This is a genomic window from Sphingopyxis jiangsuensis (assembly GCF_016734905.1).
GTDB lineage: Bacteria > Pseudomonadota > Alphaproteobacteria > Sphingomonadales > Sphingomonadaceae > Sphingopyxis > Sphingopyxis jiangsuensis.
Genome location: NZ_JAERPO010000002.1, coordinates 256,162 through 268,582 on the forward strand (window position 1 = coordinate 256,162; position 12,421 = coordinate 268,582).

Consider the following 12,421-nt stretch of genomic DNA (forward strand, 5'->3'; position numbering starts at 1 on the left):
CCAGCCGATGCGTCCCGATTCGCCCTCACCAGTCGTCCCCTTCCTGATCGCCTGCGCGGGGATCGCGACCTTTTCGGCGATGGACGTGCTGATGAAGGGGCTGTCGATCGAGCTTGGCGCTTATAATGCCGTGCTCTGGCGCACCGGCGCGGGAACGCTGCTCATGGGGCTCGCCTATTTCGCCAGCCGCCCCGTGCGGCCGGCGCACGCTACGCTGCGGATCCATGCGTGGCGGTCGCTGTTCGTCGCGGGGATGGCGCTCAGCTTCTTCTGGGCCCTCGCGCGGCTGCCGATGGCGGAAGCGATCGCCATCGCCTTTGTCGCGCCGCTGATGACGCTCTATCTGGCGGCGGTGTTCCTCGGCGAGAAAATCGGGCCGCGCTCGATCGCCGCGTCGATGCTCGGGCTCGTCGGTGTACTCGTGATCGTCGCGGGCAAGATCGGGCGCGGCGATTATTCGGCGGAGGCGCTGTGGGCGGTCGGCGCGGTCTTCGTCTCGGCCTTGCTCTATGCCTATAATCTCATCCTCGCACGGCGGCAGGCGAAGATGGCCGAGCCGATGGAGATCGCCTTCTACCAGAATCTGTTCGTGACGCTGATCCTCGCACTCGGCGCACCGTGGTTCCTCCACCTGCCCGACACCGCGAGCGGGCCGCCCATCGTCGGCGCCGCGCTGCTCGCGACACTGTCGCTGCTGTTGCTGAGCTGGGCCTATGCCCGCGCCGAGGCGCAGATCCTCGCGACGACCGAATATACCGGCTTCCTGTGGGCGATGCTGTTCGGCTGGGTCTTCTACGCCGAGCCGGTGACCTTGCCGACCATCGCCGGCGCACTGCTGATCGTCGCCGCCTGCCTGATCGTCGCGCGCAAGACGCCGCAACTCGACCCGATCGAGCCGGCGGCGGCCTAAGTTCCTGAATTCCGTTCGCATCGATCGAAGTCGAGATGCCAGGAGCAGGAGCGGCTGCCACGAGTGGCTCGACTTCGCTCGACACGAAGGAAAGTCAACAGGCGCTTATACCGCCGCCCGAGCAAGCCGGTCGTTGATCGCCGCGCCCAGTCCCTCGTCCGGGATCGCCGCGACCGCAATTTCGGCCTTCACGCTCGCCGCCGCAGCGTGCAGCGCGTCGAACAAATTGGCCGCCGCTTCGACAAGGTCGCCGCCCGCGCTCAGGTTATAGTCGCCCGCCAGATCGCCGAAGCCGATGCCGAATTCGCTCACCGCAAAACCCGTCGCGCCGAGGCGCACAGGCTTGCCCGGCGCATAATGGCTCGCGAGCATTCCCGGCGCCACGACCTCTGAACTCACATGAGAAGTAACCCGCAAACCAATCGATTCTGACAGCATTTCGGCTGTCACAGGTCCCGGCCGCAATATCTCGATCCCGTCGTCCGCCACGCGCGCAATCGTCGATTCCACCCCCGCGCTCGTCGCCCCATCGTCGATCACGAGCGCGACCCGCCCGTCGAGGCTCGCGCGCACATGCTCGGCCCGCGTCGGGCTCACCCGCCCGCTGGCATTGGCGCTAGGCGCCGCGAGCGGCGCGCCGGTCGCGGCGAGAAGTGCCTGCATCGCGCGATGCCCCGGAACGCGGAGCGCGATCGTGCTCAGCCCCGCAGTCGCGATGCTCGCGATGGCGCAGTCCTCGCGCCGCGGCACGACAAGCGTCAGCGGCCCCGGCCAGAAACGCTCCGCCAGCGCGCGTTCCGCCGCACCGAACAGGCCGAGCGCCTCGGCGGCGCGCAGGTCCGGCGCATGGACGATCAGCGGGTTGAAATCGGGGCGCCCCTTCGCAGCATAGATGCGCGCCACCGCCTGCGAATCGCGCGCGTCGGCGGCAAGCCCGTACACCGTCTCGGTCGGCACCGCGACGGGCTGTCCGGCCGCGACCAGCGACGCGGCACGCGCGATCGCCCGCTCGCCGTAGGGGCAGATTTCGGTGGTCATGCGCTCATTTGGACCCTCGGCCATGCCGCGCTATAGCGCCGCTGCCCAAGGAATCACCAGTAAAGTCGGGATGCCCCATGACCTATATCGCGCCGACCACCGAACAGCTTTTCGTACTCAACCATATCGCGCGCATCGACGCGATGGCACAGCATGAGCGCTTTGCCGCCGCAACCCCCGACATGGTCGAGGCGATTGTCACCGGCATCGGCGATTTTGCGTCGGAGGTGTATGCGCCGCTCAACCGCATCGGCGATACCGACAATCCGAAATGGGAGGACGGCCGCGTCACCATGCCGCCGGGCTTCAGGGAAGCGTATAAGCAGTTCGTCGACGCCGGCTGGGGAACCATCGACGGCCCGGCCGAATATGGCGGCCAGGGCCTGCCCTTCACGCTCGCGACGGTGGTGATCGAGGCGCTCGGCAGCGCCGACATGGGCTTCACCCTCTGCAACATCCTCACCCCCGGCGCGATCCACGCGCTGATGGCCTATGGCACCGAGGAGCAGCGGCAGCGCTGGCTGCCCAAACTCGTCACCGGCGAATGGAACGGCACGATGAACCTGACCGAGCCCGCGGCGGGCAGCGACGTCGGCGCGCTCCGTTCGACCGCCGAGAAGGTTACGGACGGTCCCAATGCCGGCCTCTATCGCATTAAAGGGCAAAAGATTTTCATCACCTTCGGCGAGCACGACCTCACCGACAATATCGTCCATCTCGTCCTCGCACGCACCCCCGGCGCGCCCGAGGGAACGCGCGGCATCTCGCTCTTCCTTGTCCCCAAATATCGCCTCGACGCCAACGGGAATCCGACGATTTCGAACGGCGTGCGCTGCGCCTCGATCGAGCACAAGCTCGGCATACACGGATCGCCGACCGCGGTCATGATCTATGGCGAGGACGAAGACTGCCTCGGCGAGATTGTCGGCGAGGAAATGGGCGGGATGCGTGCGATGTTCGTGATGATGAACAATGCGCGGCTGATGGTCGGTTGCCAGGGCGTCCAGATCGCCGAACGCGCGACGCAACAGGCGCAGACCTTCGCCGCCGAGCGCGTCCAGTCGGCGCTCGCGGGCAGCGCCGACCGCACCCCCGTCACCATCGACCGCCACCCCGACGTCAAGCGCATGCTGTGGCGGATGCGCGCGCAGACCGAAGCGGCGCGTGCGCTGATCTACTACGCCGCGGCGCAGACCGATTTCGGCAAACTCGGCGATGAAGCCGCGGCGCTGCGTGCGGAAATCCTCATTCCGCTCGCCAAGGCGCATGCGACCGACATTGGCTGCGAGGTCGCGAGCCTCGGCATCCAGGTACACGGCGGCATGGGCTTTATCGAGGAAACGGGCGCCGCACAGCATTATCGCGACGCGCGCATCGCGCCGATTTACGAAGGCACCAACGGCATCCAGGCCGCCGATCTCGTCGGCCGCAAGCTCGGCATGGCGGGCGGCGAAGGCGTGCGCAGCCTGATCGCGGACATCGCACACGGCGCGGGCGACTTCCCCGAACTCGCCGATCTGGCCGAGGCGTGCGCCGCCGTCACCGACTGGCTCGAACAGGCCGACATGCCCGACCGGCTGGCGGGCAGCTATCCCTATCTGACGATGCTCGCGACCGCGACGTGCGGCTGGCTGATGGCCCTGCAGCATCAGGGCGCACGCGCGGCGCTCGATGCGGGGGACGGCCACGACGCCTTCCTCGAGGCGAAGATCGTCTCGACGCGCTTTTACCTGCAACAGATCGTCCCCGCGGCGCGCGGACTGGCGGCATCGATCCTCGCAGGCGATGCAGTTCTGCCGCCCATAGCTTCGACCAGCTGAGTGCCCCGGAAATCCGCAGGTTCGGCGGCGGGATTGGGATCATGATTAACGCGATGCTAACCAACAGAGGCTAGGCACATCCGGCAATCTTCCGGAGACGTGCGTGCCCCAAAAGGTCAAGAGCCTGATTATTGGTTGGCGGACCATCGGCCTCTCGCTGCTCCTCAGCGCGATTGTCGGGCTGGCTTCCGTCGCAGAACCGATTGACCGCATCATCGAAGCGGCGGTGGGCCGTCTGGCGTGGCGACCCGTTTCCGGCGACATCGTGGTGGTCGCCCTCGATGACCGGACGATTGAGGAAACAGCGCGCGGCGACTTTTCGATGACGCAGCACGGCCGCGTCGTCGACGCGATCAACGAAGCTGGGGCCAAGCGCCTTTTTATCGACTTCACCTATGAACGGCGACAGAATGACAGTCAGTTGCCCAGGTTGACCAGCGCGGTAAAGCGCATGAAGGATCGCGTCGTCCTTGCCGCCGCGGCCAAGGAGACACAGGGCGGCAAGGCCGAACTCACGCGCCTGCCGGGGCCGGCATTCGGAACCGATGCATTGCTCGCATGCATCGGATGGGAATATGAGCTGTGGCAGGTCTGGCGTGTCCCGATCACCCTCGACGTGGGCGGTAGGCTGATACCCAGCTTTTCGTCGCTCCTCGCTAACCGCTTTGGCGACAAGCCGGGCGTCTATGCGCTCGATTACTCATACGACATTGACTCGATCCAAACATATAGCGTGTCCGACGTCCTGTCCGGCGAAGTCGGCGCCCGGGAACTGAAGGGAAAAGACGTCATTTTTGCGCCGACGTCGGTGACGTTTCAGGATACCCATTATCTGCCCGGCAACAATCGCGTTCCGGGTGCCTTCATTCACCTTATCGGCGCCGAAACGCTCAAGCGCGGCATACCCGTCGATATCGGTTGGTTACCGGGCGTGACGTTCGCCGCCCTCGCATTGCTGGCAGGCGCCTATTTTCGACGCGGGCGACGCTTTGCAGCGGTCGCCTTGACCACGATCGGCGTGTTGATCATCGCCAAGCTTATATTGATGACGATGTTGGTCAGCAGCACCGTTGGCGCTGCGATATTTCTGATCGCGGCGATTGCCGCCAATGTGTCGCGCAAAAGCCGCCGACAATCGGCACAGCGCGAAAATCCGATCTCGGGTCTGCCGAACTTCGAAGCCCTGCGGTCGCAAGCTCCGTTTGGCAGCGCGACGGTGGTCGCCGCAAAGGTCGTCAATTTCGAAGATCTGGCTGCCTTCATTCCGGGGGACGGGATTGGCAAGCTCGTCGAACAGGTCACGCGCCGCCTCCAACTCGCGTCGCAGGGCACATCGCTGCACCACGATCTCGATGGCACGTTCGCATGGCTCGTTCCCTATTATCAGCACAGCCAGATCGAGGGACAGCTTGCCGGTCTCGCGGCATTGTTCAATGCGCCGCTGACAATAGGTGATCTGCGCGTGGACGTCGCAATCGCCTTCGGCGTGAATGATGAGTTCGAGGGATCGAACGCGCAGCGCCTGGCTGCTGCACTTGTCGCGGCCGAACGCGCGATCCGGACGCGGTCGCTCTGGACCAAATATACCTCGCGCCAAAAAGAAGACGCAGGCTGGCAACTCAGCTTTCACTCGCAACTGGAGGATGCCCTCGCCGGCGGCGATATCTGGGTCGCGTTCCAGCCTCAGTTCGAAATATCGTCGGGCGAGCTCGTCGGCGTCGAGGCGCTGGTGCGCTGGACCCATCCGACGCGCGGCCCGATCCCCCCCGACGAGTTCATCGTTCAAGCCGAAAAAAGCCAGGACATATATCGCCTCACGCTGTTCGTGATGGATCATGCGATCCGCTCGGCAGCGCAGCTCTACAGCCGCGGCATCCGCACCAACATGTCGGTCAACCTGTCCGCCACCCTACTCGATCACAATGATCTCGTCGGAACGATCCGCGTCATGTTGACCGCGCATCACCTGCCAGCCGAATATCTGACGATCGAAATCACCGAAACCGCGCAGATCGAAAATAGCCGGCAGGCGCGCCAGACGCTCGCGCAAATCCGTCGTGCGGGCATCCGTCTGTCGATCGACGATTATGGCACTGGCCAGTCCAACCTCGAATATCTGACCGAGATCGAAGCCGACGAGATCAAGATCGACAAACGATTCGTGATGACGATGCGCGATTCGCAACGAAACTTCGAAGTGGTCAAATCGACCATCGACCTCGCGCACCGTCTTGGCGCTGTGGCCGTCGCAGAAGGCATTGAAGATGCTGCAACTTTAACCCTTCTCGAGGATTTGGGGTGCGATGTGGGACAAGGCTATCACCTTGGAAAGCCACAGCTATTTTCCGAGTTGATCGACACGCTTTCCGACGCCTCTCATACCCGCTCGGCATAACTTCCATTCTGGTTTCAATGCTTATAGTTAAGACTCGATTTACCTTACTAATTAAGGTATACAGCCTGTTAACTGTTCCGCGTGAGCAGTGCCAACAGGAGATTTGATATGGGTTGGTTCTGGAAATTCCTTGGTGGCGGCGGCACCGGCAACGGTGGCGGTTCGGCCTAACCTGAACTCGAGTTTTAGATCGGGCCTCGGCATTGCCGGGGCCCTTTCTTTTTGGGCCGAGCCGGAACCGCTGTGACGCGCCAGGCGTGGTTCGATGGCTTTGCCGGGCGCCTCGATTGCAACCCTCTGGTCTGTGAGCGCCTATCCGGGCGACCCAAGTTTTTTTTGATCCCGCGCGCCGCTGGCACAGATCGTCCCCAATCCCGCAGAAAGGCGCGGCCTGAGCTGCCGCCCCCCTCGCGCTGCGCGACGAGTCGAATCAAAATGGCGACGAGTCGAGTCGCTATTTTGTCATTTACGCTCTTGCATCGCTGCGCCGACGTGGCACTATAGATGGTGGGCGGACCGACGGGGGACCCCAATAATTAGTATTTGGCTGCAAGTGGCGGATTTCCGTCGCCCATCGCATATGGGCACGGGAAAAACCCCTTTGCGTCCAAAATAATATCCCCGCCGAGCGGCTGATGATGCTAAGACTGGGGCTTCGCCCCGAGTCGAACAGGACGGGAACAAAGCGCCGTACGGCGCGTGTGAAAACGGGGGCGAGTTAGATGGATTTTCGCGAGACGGACCGGGTGGAGACAAACGACGTGGCGACGGTGGAATTGACGAAGAATGACGCTCCGGCGGCAACCGAATCGGCGGATGCGGCCCGAAGCGATTCGCCTGCGCCAGCGAAGCTCAACGACAGCGGCGAGGCCAAGGTTCACGCGCGCCGATTCGACGTCGTGACCGACGCGAGCCGCGACGCGCTGCTCACCGAATTCGGCAAGGAAACGCTGCAGGACCGCTACCTCCTGCCCGGCGAATCGTACCAGGATCTCTTCGCGCGCGTCGCCGCGGCCTATGCCGACGACCAGGATCACGCACAGCGCCTCTATGATTATATCTCGAAGCTGTGGTTCATGCCCGCGACACCCGTGCTGTCGAACGGCGGCACCGGCCGCGGCCTGCCGATCAGCTGCTATCTGAACTCGGTCGACGACAGCCTCGAGGGCATCGTCGGCACGTGGAACGAGAATGTCTGGCTCGCCAGCCGCGGCGGCGGCATCGGCACCTATTGGGGCGCGGTGCGCGGGATCGGCGAGCCCGTCGGCCTCAACGGCAAGACGAGCGGGATCATCCCCTTCGTCCGCGTGATGGACAGCCTGACCCTCGCGATCAGCCAGGGCAGCCTGCGCCGCGGTTCGGCCGCCTGCTACCTCGACATCTCGCACCCGGAGATCGAGGAGTTCCTCGAGGTGCGCAAGCCGTCGGGCGATTTCAACCGCAAGGCGCTCAACCTCCACCACGGCGTGCTCATCACCGACGAGTTCATGGAAGCGGTGCGCGACGGCACCGAATTCAACCTCAAATCGCCAAAGGACGGCAGCGTCCGCAGCACGGTCGACGCGCGCAGCCTGTTCCAGAAGCTCGTCGAAACGCGCCTCGCGACCGGCGAGCCCTACATCATCTTCATCGACCAGGTGAACCGCATGATGCCCAAGCATCATCGCGATCTCGGGCTCAAGGTCACGACCTCGAACCTGTGCAGCGAGATCACGCTGCCCACCGGCCGCGACCATCTGGGCAATGACCGCACCGCAGTCTGCTGCCTCTCGAGCCTCAATCTCGAAACCTGGGACGAGTGGAACGGCGACAAGCGCTTCATCGAAGACGTCATGCGCATGCTCGACAATGTCCTGCAGGATTATATCGACCGCGCCCCGCCCGAAATGGCGCGCGCCAAGTACAGCGCGAGCCGCGAGCGCAGCGTCGGCCTTGGCGTCATGGGCTTCCACAGCTTCCTGCAGGCGCGCGGCCTGCCGTTCGAGGGCGCGATGGCGAAATCGTCGAACCTGCGCGTCTTCAAGCATATCCGCGCGCAGGTCGATCAGGCGTCGATGCTGCTCGCCAAGGAGCGCGGCCCCTGCCCCGACGCCGCCGATCAGGGGGTGATGGAACGTTTCAGCTGCAAGATGGCGATCGCGCCGACCGCGTCGATTTCGATCATCTGCGGCGGCACCAGCGCGTGCATCGAGCCGATCCCGGCGAATATCTATACGCACAAGACGCTCTCGGGCAGCTTCTCGATCCGCAACCCGCACTTGGAAGCCCTGCTCGTCGACAAGGCGAAGAACAGCGACGCGATCTGGAACTCGATCCTCGAACGCGGCGGCAGCGTCCAGCACCTCGACTTCCTGACGCAGGACGAGAAGGATTGCTTCAAGACGAGCTTCGAGATCGACCAGCGCTGGCTGCTCGAACTCGCCGCCGACCGCACGCCGTACATCGACCAGGCCGCATCGCTGAACCTCTTCATCCCCGCGGACGTCGAGAAATGGGACCTGCTCATGCTCCACTATCGCGCGTGGGAACTCGGCATCAAATCGCTCTATTACCTCCGCTCGAAATCGGTGCAGCGCGCCGGCTTCGCGGGCGGGGTCGAGGCCGACAACACGTCGGAAGCCCCGAAATACGAGTTGCAGACGACCGATTACGACGAATGCCTGGCCTGCCAGTGATGAATCCCTCTCCCACCGGGAGAGGGAGGGAGGCGCGCAGCGCCGGAAGGGTGAGGGTGACGACCCCCATGCGAACCTATCGCAATCAACCCTCCGGCACTGTCGCGCGCGCCCGCACCCTGCGCAAAGACGCCACCGACGCCGAAAAGCGGATGTGGCGCGCGCTGCGCGAAACCTTCCCTGCTCTTAAATGGCGGCGGCAGGTTCCGATCGGCCCCTATTTCACCGACTTTTTCAGCTTCGCCGCCAAGCTGGTGATCGAGATCGATGGCGGCCAGCATGCGGAGGCGGCATCCTACGACGCCCGCCGCACCATATTTCTCCGGCAGCAAGGCCTCACCGTCCTCCGCTTCTGGAACGACGACGTCCTAAAGAACACACGGGGCGTCATGGAACAAATCTCCCTTTCCCTCCGGGAGAGGGAAGGAGCGACGCAGTCGCGGAAGGGTGACGGCGACCCATCGCCGTCCGCAGCCAACCGACGAACACCCTCACCTTCCCAAGGCTAACGCCTTGGGCCCCTTCCTCTCCCGGTGGGAGAGGAGTAAAGATACGCCAGTCCGGAGACCGATGAGATGCCCCTTCTAGAAGCCCGCAAAACCTACAAGCCCTTCGAATATCCCTGGGCCTATGATTTCTGGAAGCGCCAGCAGCAGATCCACTGGATGCCCGAGGAAGTGCCGCTGGGCGAGGATTGCCGCGACTGGGCGCAGAAGATCAGCGACCATGAACGCAATCTGCTCACGCAGATCTTCCGCTTCTTCACCCAGGCCGATGTCGAGGTGCAGGATTGCTATCACGACAAATATGGCCGCGTGTTCAAGCCGACCGAGATCAAGATGATGCTGACCGCGTTCAGCAACATGGAAACGGTCCACATCGCCGCCTACAGCCATTTGCTCGACACCATCGGCATGCCCGAAAGCGAGTATGGCATGTTCCTCGAATATGACGAGATGCGCGCGAAGCACGACTATCTCGGCACCTTCGGCGTCGACAGCGACGAGGATATCGCGCGCACGCTCGCGATGTTCGGCGGCTTTACCGAGGGCCTCCAGCTTTTCGCGAGCTTCGCGATGCTGATGAACTTCCCGCGCTTCAACAAGATGAAGGGCATGGGCCAGATCGTCAGCTGGTCGGTGCGCGACGAAAGCCTGCACTGCGAGGGCATCACGCGCCTGTTCCACGCTTTCGTCAAGGAACGCGACTGCCTGACCAAGGCGGTGAAGGAAGACATCATCGACTGCTGCCAGAAAACGGTGCGGCTCGAGGATGCGTTCATCGACCTCGCGTTCGAACAGGGCCCCGTTCCCGGCATGACGCCCAAGGAGATCAAGCGCTACATCCGCTACATCGCCGACTGGCGCCTCGGGCAGCTCGGCTTCCAGCCGATCTACATGATCGACGAACACCCGCTGCCGTGGCTCGCCCCGCTGCTCAACGGCGTCGAGCACGCCAACTTCTTCGAAACCCGCGCGACCGAGTACAGCAAGGCCGCGACGCGCGGCGACTGGAACACCGTGTGGACCAGCTTCGACAGCCGCAAGAAAGCGAAAGCCAACGACGAAGCCGCCCCCGAAGGCGACGACGGCGACGACATGTTCAAACAGGCGGGCATCGCCGCGGAGTAAAACACCTCAAAACCCCTCCCCTTCAGGGGAGGGGCAGCGAAGCTTGCCAGCTTGCTGGCTTAGCGAAGCGGGGTGGGGGCTCACGCCCCACAGCGACGACCAAAAAGAAACCCAAAGGCCACAAAGATGACCGAAAAGAAAAAACTGAAGCTCCTCCACCTCAGCCAGCCGCAACGCGCGACGCTGGAGGGCCTCGCCAACCGCCGCCCCCAACTCCCCACCGACCCGATCCGCGACGAACTCGTCACGCTGGGACTGGTGGCGCAGCAGGGCGCCAAATGGGCGCTGACCCCGCAGGGCAAGAAGGTGCTGGCGGCGAACTCGAACCGGCGCAATGCGGGCGGGTTTTCGGTTTGAGGTGACGCAAGTTGAACCTCCCTCCCTCTCCCCACCCGCTTGACGGAAAAGAAGAGTGGGAGTGTTATGATCAGCATATATCTGAGCGCAATCGCCTAATTGAAGGCAAGCGATCCGCTGAAGAGCAGTTCGTCAAAACGGTGATCCAGCTATCGTCTGGGATAGCATTGCTCGTGCCGGGCTTTCTGACTGCGGGCGCAGGAAATATCAAGCCCCCCTCATGCACACTGGTCGCTGGGCTAATTTTTACGTTCTTGGCGCTTACCTTTGGCCTTATTGAACAGTACGTTAGCTCCTTTGCATATAGTCGACAGATAGCGAAAACTGACGCATACTATCAAAAAAAGACGTCTGATGTGTCACCACCGTCTTTCTCAAAAATCCTTTCCGCCTGCCTTTTGTTATGCTTTATCTGCTTTCTATTTGGAATTTTTCTTCTCGCACTATCGCTCATGATTGGTCCTTGGAGATAAATGCATGACGAACAATCCAACGCCTACTCCCCCTCCACCTAGGCCGCACCACGATAGCCCCGGAAAATCGGTGCCGGGCAGATCGATTCCTCCAACCCCACCGCCCCCGCCGCCTAGCGGTCCGAGGCGTTGAAATGGCTTATAATGTGAGCGTCTTTGTAAGCCACTCGTGGTCGTATTCAGAGCACTATGAACGACTATCGGGCTGGATATTTAACGAGCCTTGGTATGCAGACGGGACTCCAATCAATTTTTTCAACACCTCCGTGCCTCGAGAGGATCCAATCCACTACGCGCCAAATGATACCGCACTCCAAACCGCAATCTTCGAAAGATTGAAGGTATCTAACGTCATTGTTGTACCCACGGGCATGTATTCCACCCATAGCAAATGGATTGGGAAAGAGCTTAAAGGCGCGCGCCTTCATGGTAAGAAAATCGTGGCGGTTAATCCTTGGGGTCAAGAGCGAAAATCGTCGGTAGTTCAATCCGTAGCTCATGAGACTGTGGGCTGGAACAAGAACAGCGTTATAAACGCCGTATGGCGCAGCCGCTCATGAACGAAAAGCTAACCCCATCAAAACCAGATAAGCTTGAGATATATAAGATGATCGTCGAAATGGCTGACAGAGTAAGCCAACGGAGACAATCGGCTAATAACTTTTACCTTACTATGAATACAATTTTAATTGGCGGAACATCTTTTCTTTACGAAAGTGGCCTTCCCGTTTTATCAAGCATAACTCTATCTATTGCTGGTCTATCAATATCACTGCTATGGGCCAGAAATATTAAAAGCTATAAAACGCTAAATTCTGCAAAATTTAGAGTTATTACGGATCTAGAAAAGCAATTAGAGTATGATGCATATACGAAAGAATGGGAGTTTCTTGATCCCGACGGCGATGGAAAACGCCACAATCCGTTTCATAAGGTTGAGGGCTTAGTTCCGTTTGTTTTCGTCGGGGTATATATTATTCACTTAGCCGCGCATATCCCATGGCATCGTCTCGCATCCGCGTGTGGATGCTAGCTTGCTGACGTCGTCCTAGGTACCGGATCAAGCCCGGCATGACGAGCGGGAGGGAAGCATCCGGTTCGGCCTAAACTTCGTCACCCCGG

At 61.7% G+C, this 12,421-nt stretch carries 10 protein-coding genes; 9 read left to right on the top strand and 1 reads right to left on the bottom strand.

Features of this window, described 5'->3' with window-relative positions; translation table 11 throughout:
- Window positions 1–7: 7 nt before the first annotated feature.
- The gene (locus JI743_RS07945) at window positions 8–910 is read left to right on the top strand and encodes a DMT family transporter (RefSeq protein ID WP_201927708.1); all 903 of its coding nucleotides are present in this window, start codon (window positions 8–10) and stop codon (window positions 908–910) included.
- 105 nt (window positions 911–1,015) lie between these two features.
- Here JI743_RS07945 and JI743_RS07950 read toward each other — a convergent pair whose 3' ends face one another.
- Window positions 1,016–1,972 (bottom strand): L-threonylcarbamoyladenylate synthase, encoded by a 957-nt coding sequence (locus tag JI743_RS07950; protein ID WP_438870682.1) that lies wholly within the window; start codon window positions 1,970–1,972, stop codon window positions 1,016–1,018.
- A 53-nt stretch (window positions 1,973–2,025) separates the two neighbouring features.
- On the opposite strand from JI743_RS07950, the gene JI743_RS07955 reads away from it, so the two are divergent.
- The 8 genes from JI743_RS07955 to JI743_RS07990 all read left to right on the top strand — a co-directional run bounded on the left by JI743_RS07955 (window position 2,026) and on the right by JI743_RS07990 (window position 12,332).
- The gene (locus tag JI743_RS07955; protein WP_201927710.1) at window positions 2,026–3,768 is read left to right on the top strand and encodes an acyl-CoA dehydrogenase; all 1,743 of its coding nucleotides are present in this window, start codon (window positions 2,026–2,028) and stop codon (window positions 3,766–3,768) included.
- Window positions 3,769–3,871: 103 nt separating this feature from the next.
- A complete protein-coding gene (locus JI743_RS07960; protein ID WP_201927712.1) occupies window positions 3,872–6,163 on the top strand; it encodes an EAL domain-containing protein in 2,292 nt (763 codons plus the stop codon).
- A gap of 722 nt (window positions 6,164–6,885) precedes the next feature.
- A complete protein-coding gene (locus JI743_RS07965; RefSeq protein WP_201927714.1) occupies window positions 6,886–8,838 on the top strand; it encodes a ribonucleoside-diphosphate reductase subunit alpha in 1,953 nt (650 codons plus the stop codon).
- A 68-nt stretch (window positions 8,839–8,906) separates the two neighbouring features.
- On the top strand, window positions 8,907–9,347 hold the full coding sequence (locus JI743_RS07970) for an endonuclease domain-containing protein (protein ID WP_201927715.1): 441 nt from the start codon (window positions 8,907–8,909) through the stop codon (window positions 9,345–9,347).
- 66 nt (window positions 9,348–9,413) lie between these two features.
- Window positions 9,414–10,469 (top strand): ribonucleotide-diphosphate reductase subunit beta, encoded by a 1,056-nt coding sequence (locus tag JI743_RS07975; protein WP_201927716.1) that lies wholly within the window; start codon window positions 9,414–9,416, stop codon window positions 10,467–10,469.
- Between the two features lie 126 nt (window positions 10,470–10,595).
- The gene (locus JI743_RS07980) at window positions 10,596–10,826 is read left to right on the top strand and encodes a hypothetical protein (RefSeq protein ID WP_201927717.1); all 231 of its coding nucleotides are present in this window, start codon (window positions 10,596–10,598) and stop codon (window positions 10,824–10,826) included.
- Window positions 10,827–11,433: 607 nt separating this feature from the next.
- Window positions 11,434–11,859 carry a TIR domain-containing protein gene (locus tag JI743_RS07985; RefSeq protein ID WP_201927718.1) on the top strand — a complete coding sequence of 142 codons (426 nt, stop codon included), beginning with the start codon at window positions 11,434–11,436 and terminating at the stop codon, window positions 11,857–11,859.
- The gene (locus tag JI743_RS07990) at window positions 11,856–12,332 is read left to right on the top strand and encodes a RipA family octameric membrane protein (RefSeq protein ID WP_201927719.1); all 477 of its coding nucleotides are present in this window, start codon (window positions 11,856–11,858) and stop codon (window positions 12,330–12,332) included. Before JI743_RS07985 ends, JI743_RS07990 begins: the two co-directional genes overlap by 4 nt.
- Window positions 12,333–12,421: the final 89 nt, after the last annotated feature.